Source organism: Pseudodesulfovibrio karagichevae (genome assembly GCF_041414475.1).
Taxonomy (GTDB): domain Bacteria; phylum Desulfobacterota; class Desulfovibrionia; order Desulfovibrionales; family Desulfovibrionaceae; genus Pseudodesulfovibrio; species Pseudodesulfovibrio karagichevae.
The window spans coordinates 40,854-57,706 of the sequence record NZ_JBGLYH010000006.1; the positions used below are offsets into that span (position 1 = coordinate 40,854).

Below are 16,853 nucleotides of genomic sequence, written 5' to 3' on the forward strand. Positions count from 1 at the left end.
CCCAAGGAGCGCAAGACAATGTCGAAAGCATGGATACAGGCCAAGCACCCGGAGTTCGTCCGGGACCTGTTCAAGTTCTTCTGCCAGGCCTGCGACCAGTTGGAGCAGCAGTTCATCCGCTTCGACGAGGACGGCACCGTCGAGTTCGACGTGCTCAAGGACCTGGTCGGCACCGAGATGAACAAGGGGCTGCTCTGGCGCATGAAGGACACGGCCCACCACGTCTTCCGCAACGACCCCCACGCCCAGCTGGGCGGCCAGTTCCTGGACTGGGCACTGGGCTACATCTTCCACGAGACCCTGAAGCTCAAGGAGGACGCCTACCAGAAACAGAACTACGCGCCCTGGTTCCACCGCCTGTACGAGGGCGACCTGAACGCCTCGGAAAAGGACGTCACCGGACAGCTCTTCCAGGTCCTCAACCAGACCGAGGAGTCCATGCGCCGCGAGATCGCCCGCATCCGGTTCATCATCGCCAAGTGCCGCCAACTGCTCCCCTACTACCTGCACCGCTACAGCGACAACGTGCTGCTGGCGCGGTACATCTTCTCCCAGAACGATCTGGTCCGCGCCGTGTTCGCCGACGAGTACGAGGGGCTGCTCTTCGCCATCTACGGGCACGAGCGCGAGCGCATGTACATCCTGGCCAGCCAGTCCCTGCGTCTGGGCGGCTGGGTGGACGAGGCGGCCCATGCCGTGGGTGAGGCGCTCAAGGAAAACCCTTCCAGCAAAATGGTGTTGCAAGAAAAGAAAATTATTGATAATTGGTCCAATTGAATTCATACATGAACCAGCGTTTAGCTGGAACTTTTGAAACGAGCTTTATCTGAGGAGGCCGTTGATGAAAAAGCTGATTTTACTGGCAATCGCCCTGTGCGTCATGTTCGCCTGGGGTTGTTCCAAAAAAGTGCAGACCGAACCCGAAGTGGTTGTGGTCGAAGAAAAGGAAGTCGTCGTCGAGACCGCCCCCGCGCCCGTGGTCGATCCCATGGCCGTGTACAAGGCCGAGTACGACGCGCTGCCTGTTACCCACACCGTGACCAAGGGCGAATGCCTGTGGTGGATTTCCGAGTACAAGCACGTGTACAACGATCCCTTCATGTGGCCCATGATCTACAAGGCCAACCGCGACAAGATCAAGAACCCCGATCTTATCTACCCCGGCCAGCAGTTCGATGTGCCCCGCTACGGGTTCGACCTTGAGGAAGTGAAGGCCTCCCGCAAGGAAGCCGGTGCGCCCTGGAAGGCCCTTGAGCCCGGCCAGGATGCCGTCATCCCCGCCGAAATGCGCGCGGCGCTCGGCTACAGCTTCTAAAGGCCAGCCTCACCAGCCATACAGGCCCGCCCGTCCGTTGTGGACGGGCGGGTTTTTTCGTTGGCCCCCGGCGTTCCTGATTGCGGCGCAAGAAACGGATGGTTTTGCCCGGCGCTTGCGGCTATCTTTCAGCCATGAACAGCAAGCAATCACCATACGACGACCGCCTCCGGGCGGTCCTGGACCGCGACGCCTCGGCCTCGGGGTTCGTCTACGCCGTCGCCACCACCGGCATCTACTGCCGCCCCGGCTGCCCGTCCCGCGCCCCCAACCCCGACAACGTGCGCTTCTTCGAGACCCCGGCACAGGCCGAGCGGGCGGGGTATCGCCCGTGCAAACGCTGCCGTCCGGACGACCCGGCACACCAGGACATGCGGTCCGCCCGCGTGGCCGCCGCCTGCCGGGCCATCGAACGATCCCTGGCCGACGACGCGCCCCCGCCGTCCCTCGAGGACCTGGCCCGCGAGGCGGGCTTGAGCCCGTCCCATTTCCAGCGCCTGTTCAAGGCCCGCACCGGAATCACGCCCAAGGAATACGCCCAGGCGGTGCGCGACGAGCGGGTCCGCGAGGCGCTGGCCCAGGGGCGGTCCGTGACCGAGGCCATCTACGCGGCGGGCTTCGGCGCGCCGAGCCGGTTCTACGAACACGCAGGCCAAACCCTGGGCATGCCGCCCGCCGCCTACCGCCGGGGCGGCAAGGGGTTGACCATCCGCTTCGCCACCGCCGACTGCTTCCTCGGCCTGGTCCTGGCCGGTTTCACCGACCAGGGCGTCTGCGCCATCGAGTTCGGCGATTCCCGAGAGGACCTGATCCAGGCCCTGGGCGAACGCTTCCCCGAGGCCGACCTGCGCGACGCACAAAACGACCTCGCCCCGCTGCTCGCCGAGGTGGCCGCCTTTGTCCGCCGCCCGGACCAGGGCCTGGACCTGCCGCTCGACATCCAGGGCACCGCCTTCCAGCAGCGCGTCTGGCGGGAGCTTGCCCGCATCCCGGTCGGAGAGACCCGGACCTACACCGACGTGGCCCGCGCTCTGGACGCCCCCCGGGCCGTCCGCGCCGTGGCCGCCGCCTGCGCCGCCAACCCCCTGGCCGTGGCCATCCCCTGCCACCGCGTCCTGCGCAAGTCCGGCGCGCTGGCGGGCTACCGCTGGGGCCTGGACAGGAAAAGGCGGCTGCTCGACATGGAAGGGCAACCGGAATAGGCGGGCGGCATCGCAAGGAGCCGCCGCGGCCGCGCCGGACATGCGCCTTTGGCCATAAAAAAGCGGCCGCGCCCCATTTCGGAGCGCGGCCGATTCCATGCCGCAGAAAACGATCCGTGGCCCGCGATGGCGCGGCTACATGCCCGAGAGGGCGTCGCCCCTGTTCGGATAAAGCGGGAATATCTTGTCATATCCGGAGACCTCGAAGACCTCCTGGATGTAGTCCTTGACGCCGCAGATGGCCACCAGGCCGGAGTTCTTCTTGAGGCGCTGGTAGGCCAGGACCAATACGCGCAGCCCCGAACTGTTGATGTAGTCCAGGCCGGAAAAGTCGAACAACAGCTTGGTGGTGCCGTTTTCGAGCAGGCCCAGGACCTTCTCCTCAAGGGCCTGGGTGCCCTCGCCGTCGAGGTTGCCGTCCACGGCGAGGATGACCACCCCGCCTTCGTCGATCTGATTCAAAGCCATTCTCTCCCTCCCTATGGTCCCTAGCCCTGCACCGGGCAGTGGGTCTTGCTGATGTCCTTGTGCAGGGTCAGCACGTTCTTGCCGTTTTCCCGTTTGTAATGAATGCCGTGCACCATGTTCTTGATCAGGTGGATGCCCAGGCCGCCCACGGGCTTGGTGCGCTGGTCCAGAGGCAGGTCCAGTTCGGGATCCGGGGCCTCCAGGATGTTGAAGGGCTCGGAATCGTCCTCCACGCGAATGGTCAGCCGGTCGCCCTGAAGGGCGATGGTCACGTCGATGGGGTGCACGTTGAAATCGGCGTATCCGTAGGAGATGATGTTGGTGATCAACTCGTCCAGGACCAGGGTGAGGTGGAAGATGATCTTGGGGTGCAGGCCGTGCTCAATCCCGAAGGCTTCCACCTTGGGCTGGAAGCACTTGAAGCAGTTTTCCTTGTTGGTCATGCGAAAGGAGATGGAATGCCGAGCCATGGACGCGCCGCCTGTTCCCTTCTTGACCACGACGACAGCGATGTCGTCCTCCTGGCCGTTCCCTTGAAAGGCCTCCACCGCGGCCATCATGGCCAGGCGGATGTCCTCCGCACATTTATGGGCGTTCTCCCTGATGATGGCAAGCATTCTCTTCTTGCCGAACATTTCACCATCACCGTTGCGGGCCTCCCACACGCCGTCCGTGGCCATGACCAGGACCTCGCCCTCCGCGAGCGTGGCCTCGCTGGTCTCGTAGGCGTAGTCCTCGACCACGCCCAGCGGGAGCCCCTCGCCGTGCAGCTCGCCGAACGAGTCCGTGTCCGGGGTGTAGCGTATGGCCGGGTCGTGCCCGGCCCGGACCCAGCGGACCCGGCCCGAGTCCGCCGTCAGCTGGAGATAGAACAGGGTCAGGAACCGCCCGGTGCCGTCCAGGTCGTGCGCGAGCACCCGGTTGATGGCGCCCATCCGTTCGTGCGGGACCATCTCGACGTTGGACAGGGTGTGCAGCTGGCCCCTGGCCGCGGCCATGACCAGGGCCGAGGGGATGCCGTGGCCGGACACGTCGCCCACGACCACGGCCAGACAGGGGGGCTCCCTGCGGCAGACCTTCAGGAAATCGTAGTAGTCGCCGCCGGTCTTGTCGCAGTAGAGGATGCCCCCGGAGATGTCGAACCCGGACAGCTCCGGCTCCGCGCCCGGCAGCAGCAGCCGCTGGACCTCCTGGGCCACCTCCATGTCCCGGTTCAGGTGCATCAGCTCCTTGAGCTTGGGCCCCATCTCGTTGATCGATTGGATGAGGTCGTCGCGCTCGTCCCCGGTGCGCTGATCGATGCGCGCGGAGAAATCGCCCCGGGTCAGCCGCCGGGCCACCGCGACGATGCCGAACAGGGGTTTGGTGATGGCCCGCGAGCCGAACCAGGCGATGAGCCCGGTGACGAGCAGCATGACCCCGGAAATGATCGAGGCCAGGACGCGCATTTCGGTGAACAGGTTCTGCAGGGTGCCGGCGACCTCATTGGGCAGCTTGGCCACCACGGTCTTGGGCGCGATGACCAGGAACGAAAAGGTGTCGGTGGAGGCGAAGGCGCACAGGGACGGCGCGCCCTTGTAGGAGACGTCCACCACGCCGGAGTCGCGGGTGTCCAGGGCGTGGAGCAGAATCTCGTAGCCCACGGGCTCGTCAAAGGTCAGGTACTCCTGCTCCACCGCGCTCCTCCAGTGGCGGCGGCCCTTCTCGTTGGGTTCGAGCTGGACCAGGATGGGCAACCCCTTGTCCGTGGGCTGGCCCTCGGGGATGCGCTCCACCAGGAAGGTGCGCACCTCGCCCCCCCAGCGGGCCTCGAGCCGTTCGCCCGGCATCATGGTGTGGGCTGGGATGTCGAGGGACACGGCCCCGATGAAACGGCCGGACGCGTCACGCAGGGGGAAGGCCACCTTGTTGACGACGAACCGGCTGGCCGGGTCCACGGTGTGGTACCACCGGCAGTCGTCCGTGTCCCGCGCCTTGCGGTACCACTCCTCAAGGCGGGCGTCGTACCGGATCGGCAGCCGACCGTGGCCGGGATAGGTCATCATCACCCCGGACTCCATGACCACGTTGATCCAGAACGGGGCCTTGGCCAGGTTCCGGAAGATGGTCTTGATGCCGGGCATGGCCAGGAGCAGGCGGCGCATCTCGGGCTCCACGGCCCGCTCGTCCACGTGGACGGCCAGGTGGAAGGTGGGGTGGTCGAAGCTGACCTGGATGAGCTCCTGCCCGTTCTCCATGGTCCGCCGGGAGTAGCCCTGCCGCCGGGCCGCGTCGGGCGGGGTCAGGTCCGGGTCGCCGAAGTCGTTGGCCATGAAGGGCGCCGGACCGCCTGCGGCCGGGGTCTTCCTCATGGCGTCCTCCACCTCGCGGGCCACGCCGATGGTGGCCAGCCGCATGGCCTGGGAACCGCGCTCCATCAGCGACAGCAGCGAGGAGGCCGTGTACTCGAACTCGTTGGACATGATGCCCAGGAGCTCGCGCCGGGTCTGGTTTCCGGTTTCCTCGATGACGTCGCGGGAGGCATTGCTCATGAGCCCGCGCGAGATGAAGATGGGCGCCAGGCTGAAGGCCAGGAGGACCGCAAAGAATTTCAATCTGAGGGATATCTTCATACGCATTTCCGGACGCCTCACCGCCGTTTGCGCCGCTCTTGCCGTTTGACCACAGATGAGGGGGAGATGTCCACCGCCCAGCCTTCCATTTCCATTATAATGCTTGGAAAAGGGACACGGACCGTTTATACCCGAAAAGTCGCGAACCTGAAAAACGGATGACCCATGCCGCACCCCAACGAACAAAAACGCATCACCAAAACCTCCCTCTATTCCTGGGTCCTGTACAAGAGCGTCCCGCTGCAGTTGATCGTGGTGGGCATCATCGTGATCACCGTGGCCATGCGCGTGGTCCCGCTGGAGATGCAGAAAAGGATCATCAACCAGGCCATCGGCATGAAGGACGTCCCGGCCCTGTGGCGCTACAGCGCCCTGTACATCGGCTCCGTGACCCTGGCCGCGATTCTCAAGTTCGTCATCAACCTGATGCAGGTGCACATCGGGGAGCGGGCCCTCAAGTACATCCGCGAGCGGCTCTACGAACACCTGCTCTCCCTGCCCGTGCAGTTCTACCGCCGCACCTCGCCCGGCAACGTCATCTCGTACCTGATCACCGAGTTCATCCCGGTGGCCACATTCATCGGCCAGGCCGTGGCCGTGCCCGCGGTCAACGTCCTGACCTTCCTGGCCATGGCCGGGTACATGATCAACCTCAACCCGACCATCGGGCTGATCTCCATCGCCATCTACCCCATAGAGCTGGCGGTCCTGCCGCGCATCCAGACATATTTCCGTCGGGCCAATCGCCGCCGCATCAAGCACACCCAGGCCCTCTCCGGGCTGGTGGGCGAGGCCATCTCCGGCGTGCACGAGGTCCACTCCAACGCGTCCATCCCGCTGGAGAAAAAGCGCTTTTCCAAGATCCTGGACAAGCTCTACAAGGCCACGGTGCTGCAAAACGGCATCAAGTTCGGCATCAAGTTCGTGAACAACTTCTTCATGAGCCTGGGGCCGTTCGTCCTCTTCCTCATCGGCGGCTGGTACGCCATCCAGGGCCGGTTCGACGTGGGCGCCATCGTGGCCTTCCTGTCCGCCTACGAGAAGCTCTACGACCCGTGGAAGGAGCTCATGGAGTTCTGGCAGGTCTACCAGGACAGCTCCGTGCGCTACAAGCAGATCATGCGCGCCTTCGACCACGCCCCCGAGTTCAAGCAGTTCACCGAGGGGCGCGACCCCTACCATCTGGATAACGACGTGGAGATCCGCAACCTATCCTTCGTGGTCGGCGGCAACGTCCGGCTGCTGGACAACGTCTCCCTGAAGATCAAGGGCGGCGAGCACGTGGCCCTGGTCGGCTTCTCGGGCTCGGGCAAGTCCACCCTGGCCCTGTGCGTGGCCCAGCTCTACAAGTACACGGGCGGCAGCGTCCTGCTCGGCGGCCGCGAGGTCGCGGAGCTGACCAAGCAGGACATCTCCTACAACCTGGGCATGGTCGCCCAGCACCCGTTCATCTTCGACGGCACGGTCAAGGAGAACCTGCTCTACTCCTGCCGCTCCCTGGCCATGCAGGGCGGGCACTGTCCGGGCGGCGACGAGCCGAGCCTGGACGACCTGATCAAGATCACCCAGCAGGTGGGGCTGTTCACCGACGTGCTGGCCTTCGCCCTGCGCTCCCGGCTGGACCCCGAGGCCGACAGCCAGACCCTCAAGGAGGCCATCCTGGCCTCGCGCAAGGAGTTCCAGGAAGGCGAGGCGGGCATGTACGCGGACGTGGCCGAGCACATCGAATTCTTCGACATGGAGTCCTACTCCCAGTACATGACCGTGGCCGAGAACATCGCCTTCGGCGCGGCCAACATGGAGCCCTTCGACCAGGAGCACCTGCACGCCCATCCCGAGTTCCAGACGTTCCTGGAGAACCACGGGCTGAGCGCGCACCTGACCGTCCTGGGCGAGACCCTGGCCCGCGTGGTCACGGATGAGCTCGGCCCCGAGCCCATCCACGAGGACTTCCGCAACTGTCCCATCCCCGAGGCCGAGTACGGCGACTACCAGAAGGTGGCCAACCGCCTGGATTCTGGCGAGCCTCTGTCCGAACAGGAGCAGGGCCTGATCGTCAAGCTGGCCATGGGATTCATCCCCGGCATCCACAAACAGGTGGTTCTGGACAAGGGCTTCGCCAACCGCGTGGTCCGCTCCCGCCAGGACTTCATGGACCTGGTCACCGATCGCTACCCCGGCTCCTTCACCTTCTTCACCCACGACAAGTACATCGACGCCCTGAACATCCAGGACAACATCCTGTTCGGCCGCGTGCGTACCGACGCTCAGGGGGCCGAGGAGGAACTGAACCACCGGATCATGCAGGCCCTGATCATGCAGGGCGCGCTCGAGCCCGTGGTGGAGATGGGCCTGAACTTCCAGGTGGGCTCCATGGGCGACCGGCTGTCCGGCGGACAGCGCCAGAAGGTGGCCCTGGCCCGGGCCTTCCTCAAGGTCCCGCCCGTGCTCATCCTGGACGAAGCCACGGCCGCCCTGGACAACAAGTCCCAGGCCCGGGTGCAGAACATCCTGACCACCAACTGGAAGGGCAAGTCCACGGTCCTGGCGGTCATCCACCGCCTGGACATGCTGCCCTATTACGACAAGGTCGTGGTCCTCAAGGCGGGCCGCATCGTCGAACAGGGCGAATACCAGGAGCTTCTGGACCGCAAGGGCGCGCTCTACACCCTGGTCCACGGCAAGGAAGACTAGCCCCCTTTCCGAAGGGAAAGCGAAATCGGCCGATTCCGCCCTAAGACGCGGAATCGGTTGTCCATTTGAAAAAATCCGCAACAATATTCTTCAAAAAGACATTTTTTTCCTCTTTTTTCCGCTTTACAGCCTGATTTTTTGAATGTACCCAATGGTCAACCCAATCGGGACTCTCTCCCTCTCATAGGCCCGGTCCAGGAGACGTTCTCCTGGACCGGACTCTACTAATCAAGGAGCCGCAATGCCGGAACCCGCTGAAAAAGCGACTGAACTTTTCCGCCAGATGAATAAGAACCGCCGCAACGTCTTCAAGGCGTACCAGGGGTTCACCGCCGCCATCAAGAAGGGCAGCGCCATCGAGGACAAGTACCAGTCCCTGATCCTGATCGCCTGCTCCATCCTGTCCCAGTGCGACATGTGCATCTCGCTCCACGTGCAGAACGCGGTGACCTGCGGCGCGACCAAGGACGAGATCATCGACGCGGGGTTGCTTGCGGTAGCCATGGGCGGCTCCCCCAAGATGATGTACATGCGTTACGTGTACGAAGAGCTCGACAAGCTGTACGAATAGCAGGCGGGGCCCCGCCCCCCCGATGCCGAGACAAGACGGCGCGCCGTGCATGAGCATGGCGCGCCGTCTTGTTTTTTTGGGGAAGGGAGGAGCTCCATTTGGATTGCGCGCATGCGCGGTGGGGGAGTGCGCGTTCTCCCTACTCGGTGTTTCGCCTTTACGGCGACTTCCTTTTTTGCTGGCGCAGAAAAAAGGAAGCAAAAACTGCGCTTTTTGGACTAGTTCGCGGAAGCGGAGCCAAGAGCCCGTAGCGGCTTTCGCTGGCTGGGTGGATGTCTGCTGCGCAGACGCGATCCAGCCTGCGCTTCGCCGCCGGGCACGGGCTCTAGGCCCCGCTTCCGATTGTCCGTCGCTGTAAGTTGTCTCAGCCCCTCGCGTTTGGCCCGTCATCACGCTCGGCCCCCAGCCCTTCCAAGCTCAGTGGAGCGCCTTGGACGCCCCGCGTCCAACAGCGGCTCTCTTTGCAGGGCGTCACAAACGGAAGTGCACCCTCCCGATAATCCACGCTCGCCACATCCGAAAGACCGAAGAGGAGCAAACTGGCTCGAGCCCTGGATCGACGGCCTAGAAGCCGACCGCGAAGGGGTGGCGGCTCTCCCCACGGGACCCGGCGTACTTCCAAAGCGGCTCGCCTTCCGGAAAGGTGCGCCCTCTACTTTTCCCGGTGTGGAGCCGCCCCGAGCGGATCGGATTCTCGCCGGCGATCCCTCGGGCGGCCACACCGCGCGCAAGGCCCTTTTTTGGTTCTTTTTTGGGCAAGCAAAAAAGAACCGCCGCCCGCGCAGGGCATGGAGCAAGTGCGGGCGCAGCCCGCACGGCGGCTCTCGCGTGCCGCAGCCGCGCATCTTATCCCACAAAAAAAGCCGCCCCAACGGGCGGCCTTCCTTATCTCTCAATTTCGACGAGACCGTGATGCCCGGCCTATTTCCCGAGCAGCACCGACCCCACCTTGGCGAGGGCCGACTTCAGCACCTCGTCGTCCACGGCGTACGAGAAGCGGATGCACTTGTCGTCGCCGAACGCGGATCCCGGCACCAGGGCCACCCCGACCTCTTCGAGAATCTTGGTGCACATGGCCGCCGAGTCCGGCGCGTCGTCGGTGTAGAACTTGTCCAACACCGGGAAGAGGTAGAACGCCCCGTCGGGCTTGGGACAGGTCGCGCCCCAGCCGGTGATGATCTCGTAGGCCAGGTCGCGGCGGCGGACGAAGGACCGCTTCATCTCCTCCACGATGTCCCACGGGCCGGTCAGTGCGGCCAGGGCCGCGCGCTGGGTGATGGAGTTGATGTTGGCCGTGGATTGCCCCTGGATCTTGGTCATGGCCTTGACCAGGTCCTCGTGGGCCAGGGCGTAGCCCACGCGCCAGCCGGTCATGCAGAACGACTTGGACAGCGCGCCCACGATGGCGATGGTCTCGGGGTACATCTCCCAGGTCTTGGCCAGGGAGACGGGCTCGAACGGGGCGTAGACCAGCCGGTCATAGACCTCGTCCGAAATGATGAAGATATCATGCTTGCGCGCCCACTCGGCGATGGCCTCCACCTGGACCTGGGTGTAGCAGCAGCCCGTGGGGTTGGACGGCGAGTTGAGGATGAGCACCTTGGTCCTGTCCGTGCGCACGGCCTCCAGCCCCTCCAGGGTGACCAGATAGCCGTCGTCGGCAGTGGTCGGCACGAACACGGATTCGCCGTCGGCCAGTTGGACCATGGCCGGGTAGCTGACCCAGTACGGGGCCGGGATGAGCACCTCGTCGCCGGGGTTCACCAGAGCCATGATCAGGTTGTACAGGACCTGCTTGCCGCCGTTGCAGACGATGGCGTTGGCCGCTTCGGCCTTGGCGCCGTAAAACCTTCCGTAGTACCCTGCCACGGCCTCGCGCAGCTCGGGGATGCCGGGAACGGCGGTGTACCGGGTGAAGCCGTCGTCCAGGGCCGCCTTGGCCGCCTCGCAGACGTTGACCGGGGTGCTGAAATCGGGCTGACCAACGGCCAGGCTGATGATCTCGCGCCCCTGGGCCTGCAGCTCCAGCGCCTTGGTGTTCACCGCCAAGGTGGCGGACGGCTTGATTCTCGCCAGACGTTCGGAAATTCGCATGGAAAAGCTCACTTTATAGTATGATTGATGTACAGGACCGCTGGTTTGCCAATAGACTAAAAAAAATCGGAGGTAAATCGCGTTCTTCCCCTCTCGGGAAAAAAGTTGCCGAGCGGCTTGACCTGTCTATGGGTTCACAGTGCAGCCATGACGGAGCAACCACCAACCAAAAGGAGAGGATCATGGCTGAATTCACCCCCGGACACCTCACGGTTTCGGCTGAAATGTTTCTGGATCATCCGGCCGAGGCCATCTGGCCCCTGCTCTGCCCGGTGCGCGAATACGACTGGATCGCCCACTGGCGCTGCGAGGTTCTGCGCAGCGAATCCGGCGTCAACGAACTCGGCTGCGTGTTTCGCACCGATTTCCCGGACCATGGGCCCGAGGTCTGGCTGACCAGCCGGTACGAGCCGTGTAAACGGCTGGAGTTCGTGCGCACGGGCCCGGACCGGGTCATCCATTTCGTCATCGGGCTCTCGCCCGAGGGCGGCGGGACCCGGCTGACCTGGACGCACCACGTCACGGCCCTGACCGAGGCGGGCAACGAAGGGCTCGACGGCAAGCCCGAAACCTTCGCCGCCCAGACGGCGCTGCTCGAGCGCATGCTCGGCCACTATCTGGCAACCGGCGAAATGCTGACCTAAGACACGAAAGGAGCACGCGGACATGTACACGGTGGGACGACTGGCCAAGCGGCACGGGCTGTCGCGCTCGACCCTGCTCTATTACGACCGCATCGGGCTGCTGCGCCCGACCGGCCACGCCAAGGGCGAGTACCGGCACTACTCGGACGCGGACGACGCCCGGCTGGCGCGCATCCGCGAGTACCGGCGGGCGGGCATCGCCCTGGACGAGATCCGGCGCATGCTCGACGGGCACGCCGGGACCTCGGTGGCCGGGGCGCTGGAGAACCGGCTCAGGGAGCTGAACCGGGAGATGGACGGGCTGCGGGAGCAGCAGCGTCTGGTGGCCGGACTGCTCGGCCGGGCCGACCTGCTGGCCGAGGCCGAGGCCATGGACAAGGCCACCTGGGTCTCCCTGCTGGCCTCGGCCGGGTTCACCGAGGCGGACATGCGCAACTGGCACGTCCGCTTCGAGCGCAGCGACCCGGACAAGCACGAGCTCTTCCTACGCGCCCTGCGCATCCCGCCCCCCGAGATATCGGCCATCCGGGCCATGGCCGCCGCGCCCCACGAAATCCTCAACCTCAACAGGGAGTCAGGAAGATTTATGGAACTGTTCTTCAAGATATACGAGGGGCTGGACCGCGAGGGTCCGGGCAGTCACGCCATGACCGAACGGGCCTACCGCCTGTGCCGGGGATTGCCGGACAAGCCGGAGATCCTGGAACTCGGCTGCGGCTCGGGCGGGGCGACCATCCCCCTGGCGCAAATCTCCGGCGGCACGGTCACGGCCACCGAGGTGTACCGGCCCTTCCTCGACGCGCTGATCGAACGCGCCAAGGCGGCCGGGGTGGCCGACCGGGTCATCGCGGCGGTCATGGACATGGGCGACATCCGGGCCGAGCCCGAATCCTTCGACCTGATCTGGTGCGAGGGCGCGGCCTACATTCTGGGCGTGGACAAGGCCCTCGCCCAGTGGAAGCGATTCCTCAAGCCCGGCGGCTGCCTGTGCATCACGGACGCGGTCTGGCTCATCGCCCCCGAGTCCGCGCCGGAAGAACTGCGCGAGTTCTGGGCCCGGGGCTACCCGGCCATGCGCACCGCCGAGGCCAACAATGAAGCCGCACGCAAGGCGGGTTATGACGTGCTCGGCGGCTTCACCATCGACGCGGCCTGCTGGGACGCCTTCTACAGCGACGTGGAGGCGCGGCTGGACGCCATCGAGCCGGTCTACGGCGACGACCCGGACGGCCGGGCCATCATCGACATGACCCGCCACGAGATCGCCCTCTACCGCCGCCATCCCGGCGCATACGGCTACCAGTTCCACGTCTTCCGCAAACCGTCCTAGACCGGCTGACCGAACCGGCCCCCGCGTCTCCGGCGCGGGGGCCTTTTTCTCCCCCTGCGGCGACAGAATCTTCGCCCTCGACAAGACGACTTTGAAATAGTACTGATTCTCACCTGTCGCCCCGGCCGGGAACTCCCGGACCATGCGGGCTCCCCGGTTTTTTGTTCGTGAAACCGAATTTTGGCTGGCGTTTTTAGACCGGTTTCTGTAGTCTAGACATTCTCTAACGCCAGCAACTATCGTCGTTGCGACTACCAATAATTTTTAAGTATTTTAATCAGTTACAAAGGTTTCCTCATGCCAGAACTCAAAATGCCCGCCAATCTTCCGGACCCGATCATCAATGAAAACGCAAAGATAGTTTTGCAGCGCAGGTATCAGCGCAAGGACACGGAAGGGATCGTCTACGAGACGGTCAAGGAGCTGTTCTGGAGGGTGGCCTCTGCCATCGCCGCGGAGGAGGCCAAGTACGAGAACTCCTCCACCAAGCCCGCCAAGCTGGCCCGGGATTTCTATGACCTGATGACCTCCTACCGCTTCCTGCCCAACTCCCCGACCCTGATGAACGCGGGCACCGGCCTGGGCCAGTTGGCCGCCTGTTTCGTCCTGCCCGTGGAGGACGACATCGAGGGCATCTTCGACGCGGTCAAGCACGCGGCCATGATCCACAAGTCCGGCGGCGGCACGGGCTTCGCCTTCTCCCGCCTGCGGGCCAAGGACTCGGTGGTCGGCTCCACCGGCGGCGTGGCCTCGGGCCCGCTGTCCTTCCTCAAAATCTTCAACTGCGCCACCGAGCAGATCAAGCAGGGCGGCACCCGGCGCGGGGCCAACATGGGCATCCTGCGCATCGACCACCCGGACATCATGGAGTTCATCAAGGCCAAGGAGCGCGACGGCGACCTGAACAACTTCAACCTGTCCGTGGGCCTGACCGAGGCCTTCATGCAGGCCGTGCACGAAAAGGCGGACTTCGACCTGATCGCGCCCAACACCGGCCAGGCCGTGGGCAAGCTCAACGCCCGCGAGGTCTTCAACATCCTGGTCCAGAAGGCCTGGGAGTCCGGCGACCCCGGCATCGTTTTCCTGGACCGCATCAACCGCGACAACCCGACCCCGACGCTCGGCGAGATCGAATCCACCAACCCGTGCGGCGAGCAGCCCCTGCTGCCCTACGAGGCCTGCAACCTGGGCTCCATCAACCTCGGCCTGTGCTTCGCCAAGGGCAAGAACGGCAAGGACTCCGAGATCGACTGGGACGAGCTCAAACGGATCATCCACCTGTCCGTGCGCTTCCTGGACAACGTCATCGACGCCTCGGTCTACCCGCTGCAGCAGATCACCGACACGGTCCGCAAGAACCGCAAGATCGGCCTGGGCGTCATGGGCTGGGCCGACCTGCTCTACCAGCTGAACATTCCCTACAACTCCCAGACCGCCGTGGACATGGCCGAGCGGGTCATGAAGTTCGTCCAGGCCGAGTCGCGCAGCGCCTCCAAACAGCTGGCCGCCGAACGCGGCCAGTTCCCGACCTATCCCGAGTCCACCTTCGGCGCGGCCAACCTCGGCCCGTACCGCAACGCCACGACCACAACCATCGCGCCCACCGGCACCCTGTCCATCATCGCGGGCTGCTCGTCCGGCGTGGAGCCGCTCTTCGCCCTGTCCTTCGTGCGCAACGTCATGGACAACGACAAGCTGGTCGAGACCAACCAGTACTTCGAGGCCGCCCTGAAAAACGCCGACGCCTACTCCGGCAAGCTCATGGAGGAGATCGCCAAGGTCGGCTCCATCAAGAAGATGGATCACCTGCCCGAGCACCTGCGCTCGGTCTACGTGACCTCCATGGACGTGGAGCCCATCTGGCACCTGAAGATGCAGGCCGCCTTCCAGAAATACACGGACAACGCGGTCTCCAAGACCGTGAACCTGCCCGGTTCCGCCACCAAGGAAGACATCTGGGATATCTACTGGAAGGCCTACGAGTACGGCTGCAAGGGCGTGACCGTGTACCGCGACGGGTCCAAGACCTCCCAGGTCCTGTGCACCGGCGAGGCCGAGAAGAAAAAGGAGGAGGCCGCCAAGGGCCGGTCCATCGTCAAGGACCGCCCGGACGTCATCTACGGCTTCACCCAGAAGATCCCCACCGGCCTGGGCATGCTCTTCCTGACCGTCAACGAGGTGGACAACAAGCCGTTCGAGGTCTTCGCCACCATCGGTAAGTCCGGCGGCTCCATCACCGCCAAGGCCGAGGCCATCGGCCGGTTGGTCTCCCTGGCCCTGCGCTCCGGCGTGGAGGTCCGCGAGATCGTCCAGCAGCTCAAGGGCATCGGCGGCGAGAACCCGAAATTCATGAAGAAGCACCTGGTCAAGTCCATCCCGGACGCCATCGCCTACGTGTTCGAATCCCGCTACCTGAGCGGCGACCACGTGGACGGCGGAGTCGCCTCCCTGGGCCGCGAGCTCTGCCCCGAATGCGGCGAGCCCCTGGTCTTCGAGGAAGGCTGCCACATGTGCAAATCCTGCGCCTATACCAAGTGCGGCGGCTAACGCCGCCCCGCAGGGTGCGGATCACCGGACACGACATTCCGTAGACGTCATGAAGGAGCTTATACGATGCATCTGACGACAAGCAATCTGCCGGTATTCGGCCTGGTGGCGGCCCTGGCGGTATTCGCGGTGGTTCTGCTGGCCCGCCCGCGCGAGGCGTCCGCCTGCAGCCGGGCCACCTATCTCGGCCCGAAGGATACCGTCATCACGACCCGCTCGAACGACTGGGCGGGCTCGCAACACTCGAACCTCTGGATCTACCCCCGGGGGATCGAACGGGACGGTGCCGCCGGAGCGGATTCCCTCCGCTGGACGTCGAAATACGGCAGCGTGACCGTGGCCGGATGGGACGTGACCACCATCGACGGCATGAACGAGGCCGGCCTGGTGGCCAACGTCCTCTATCTGGCGGAATCCGATTACGGTAAGCCGGTCCCGGGCAAGAAGGCCCTGTCCCTGTCGGCCTGGGGCCAATACGTCCTGGACAGCTTCGCCACCGTGGCCGAGGCGGTGGAGGAGCTGCGCAAGGCGGCGTTCTACATCGCCGCGCCCAGCACCCCGGACGGACACGCCGGGACCGCGCACCTGGCGATCTCCGACCCGAGCGGCGATTCGGCCATATTCGAATACCTGGACGGCCGCCTGGTCATCCATCACGGCCGCCGGTTCCAGGTCATGACCAACTCGCCCACCTTCGACCAGCAGCTCGCCCTGACGGCCTACTGGGACGCCATCGGCGGGACCACCATGCTCCCCGGTACCAACCGGGCGAGCGACCGCTTTGTCCGGGCCTCCTTCTACATCAAGGCGATTCCGCAGACCGCCGACATCAACGAGGCGCTGGCCAGCGCGTTCGGCGTGATCCGCAACGTGTCCGTGCCCCTGGGCATCACCACGCCGGGCCAACCCAACATCAGTTCGACGCAATGGCGCGCGGTCTCGGACCAGAAGAACAAGGTCTACTACTTCGAGTCCCCGCGCAGCCCTTACCTTGTCTGGATTCCCCTGGACGAGATCGATTTCTCGCCCAAGGCCTCGACGCAAAAAATCAGCCTGACACAGGGCTCCGTCCTGCTGGTCGACGGCAAACCGTTTTCCGGCGACGCCGCCCGGCTGGGCGCCCCGGTGAAACCGTTCGCGTTCCTTGACGCCGGAGCCCGGTAGAATCCACCCGCCCCGAAAAAAAGAAAAGCCCTGCCGCCGGACAATCACCCGTCCGGCGGCAGGGTTCACTGTTTCCAACGCCTCGAAGCAACAGGGGCACCATTCCCGACCAACGCCCGCCTTGGAGCGGCTCGGGTGCGCGGCACCCGACAGCGGCTCTCTCCCCGACGCTCTCGCGCCCTCGGAAGAGGCTTTGATTCGCCCCGGCCGGA

General features: G+C 64.6%; 12 protein-coding genes. 9 read left to right on the top strand and 3 right to left on the bottom strand.

What is annotated here, in order from left to right:
• The first annotated feature begins 18 nt into the window (after positions 1-18).
• The 3 genes from AB6M95_RS03780 (at position 19) to ada (ending at position 2,517) form a co-directional block, all read left to right on the top strand.
• Positions 19-777: a hypothetical protein gene (locus tag AB6M95_RS03780; protein WP_371385400.1), complete on the top strand. Its 759-nt coding sequence runs from the start codon at positions 19-21 to the stop codon at positions 775-777.
• A gap of 64 nt (positions 778-841) precedes the next feature.
• Positions 842-1,315, top strand: coding sequence for a LysM peptidoglycan-binding domain-containing protein (locus AB6M95_RS03785; protein ID WP_371385401.1), 474 nt, complete (start codon positions 842-844; stop codon positions 1,313-1,315).
• 134 nt (positions 1,316-1,449) lie between these two features.
• Entirely contained in the window at positions 1,450-2,517 is a 1,068-nt protein-coding gene (gene ada, locus AB6M95_RS03790; RefSeq protein WP_371385402.1) for a bifunctional DNA-binding transcriptional regulator/O6-methylguanine-DNA methyltransferase Ada, read from the top strand.
• 135 nt (positions 2,518-2,652) lie between these two features.
• Here the strand turns inward: ada and AB6M95_RS03795 are convergent, their stop codons facing one another.
• Entirely contained in the window at positions 2,653-2,985 is a 333-nt protein-coding gene (locus tag AB6M95_RS03795; RefSeq protein WP_371385403.1) for an STAS domain-containing protein, read from the bottom strand.
• A 20-nt stretch (positions 2,986-3,005) separates the two neighbouring features.
• Positions 3,006-5,597 carry a SpoIIE family protein phosphatase gene (locus AB6M95_RS03800; protein WP_371385404.1) on the bottom strand — a complete coding sequence of 864 codons (2,592 nt, stop codon included), beginning with the start codon at positions 5,595-5,597 and terminating at the stop codon, positions 3,006-3,008.
• A gap of 165 nt (positions 5,598-5,762) precedes the next feature.
• Here AB6M95_RS03800 and AB6M95_RS03805 point away from each other — a divergent pair, with 165 nt between their 5' ends.
• Positions 5,763-8,291: an ATP-binding cassette domain-containing protein gene (locus tag AB6M95_RS03805; protein ID WP_371385405.1), complete on the top strand. Its 2,529-nt coding sequence runs from the start codon at positions 5,763-5,765 to the stop codon at positions 8,289-8,291.
• A 241-nt stretch (positions 8,292-8,532) separates the two neighbouring features.
• Positions 8,533-8,862, top strand: a complete 330-nt coding sequence (locus AB6M95_RS03810) for a carboxymuconolactone decarboxylase family protein (protein ID WP_014323249.1) — start codon at positions 8,533-8,535, stop codon at positions 8,860-8,862.
• 921 nt (positions 8,863-9,783) lie between these two features.
• Here AB6M95_RS03810 and AB6M95_RS03815 read toward each other — a convergent pair.
• Complete coding sequence (locus tag AB6M95_RS03815; RefSeq protein ID WP_371385406.1) at positions 9,784-10,956, bottom strand: pyridoxal phosphate-dependent aminotransferase; 1,173 nt, start codon at positions 10,954-10,956, stop codon at positions 9,784-9,786.
• Positions 10,957-11,138: 182 nt separating this feature from the next.
• Here AB6M95_RS03815 and AB6M95_RS03820 point away from each other — a divergent pair, with 182 nt between their 5' ends.
• From AB6M95_RS03820 to AB6M95_RS03835, 4 genes are all read left to right on the top strand, one after another.
• Entirely contained in the window at positions 11,139-11,600 is a 462-nt protein-coding gene (locus AB6M95_RS03820) for an SRPBCC family protein (protein WP_371385407.1), read from the top strand.
• 22 nt (positions 11,601-11,622) lie between these two features.
• Complete coding sequence (locus AB6M95_RS03825) at positions 11,623-12,930, top strand: MerR family transcriptional regulator (RefSeq protein WP_371385408.1); 1,308 nt, start codon at positions 11,623-11,625, stop codon at positions 12,928-12,930.
• 297 nt (positions 12,931-13,227) lie between these two features.
• The gene (locus AB6M95_RS03830) at positions 13,228-15,477 is read left to right on the top strand and encodes a vitamin B12-dependent ribonucleotide reductase (RefSeq protein WP_371385409.1); all 2,250 of its coding nucleotides are present in this window, start codon (positions 13,228-13,230) and stop codon (positions 15,475-15,477) included.
• A gap of 66 nt (positions 15,478-15,543) precedes the next feature.
• A complete protein-coding gene (locus AB6M95_RS03835) occupies positions 15,544-16,641 on the top strand; it encodes a linear amide C-N hydrolase (protein WP_371385410.1) in 1,098 nt (365 codons plus the stop codon).
• Positions 16,642-16,853: the final 212 nt, after the last annotated feature.

Coding starts and splice junctions, on each gene's coding strand:
- AB6M95_RS03800 (WP_371385404.1), bottom strand. CDS start 5,597: ATGAAGATATCCCTCAGATTGAAATTCTTTGCGGTCCTCCTGGCCTTC.
- ada (WP_371385402.1), top strand. CDS start 1,450: ATGAACAGCAAGCAATCACCATACGACGACCGCCTCCGGGCGGTCCTG.
- AB6M95_RS03820 (WP_371385407.1), top strand. CDS start 11,139: ATGGCTGAATTCACCCCCGGACACCTCACGGTTTCGGCTGAAATGTTT.
- AB6M95_RS03815 (WP_371385406.1), bottom strand. CDS start 10,956: ATGCGAATTTCCGAACGTCTGGCGAGAATCAAGCCGTCCGCCACCTTG.
- AB6M95_RS03810 (WP_014323249.1), top strand. CDS start 8,533: ATGCCGGAACCCGCTGAAAAAGCGACTGAACTTTTCCGCCAGATGAAT.
- AB6M95_RS03830 (WP_371385409.1), top strand. CDS start 13,228: ATGCCAGAACTCAAAATGCCCGCCAATCTTCCGGACCCGATCATCAAT.
- AB6M95_RS03835 (WP_371385410.1), top strand. CDS start 15,544: ATGCATCTGACGACAAGCAATCTGCCGGTATTCGGCCTGGTGGCGGCC.
- AB6M95_RS03805 (WP_371385405.1), top strand. CDS start 5,763: ATGCCGCACCCCAACGAACAAAAACGCATCACCAAAACCTCCCTCTAT.
- AB6M95_RS03825 (WP_371385408.1), top strand. CDS start 11,623: ATGTACACGGTGGGACGACTGGCCAAGCGGCACGGGCTGTCGCGCTCG.
- AB6M95_RS03795 (WP_371385403.1), bottom strand. CDS start 2,985: ATGGCTTTGAATCAGATCGACGAAGGCGGGGTGGTCATCCTCGCCGTG.
- AB6M95_RS03780 (WP_371385400.1), top strand. CDS start 19: ATGTCGAAAGCATGGATACAGGCCAAGCACCCGGAGTTCGTCCGGGAC.
- AB6M95_RS03785 (WP_371385401.1), top strand. CDS start 842: ATGAAAAAGCTGATTTTACTGGCAATCGCCCTGTGCGTCATGTTCGCC.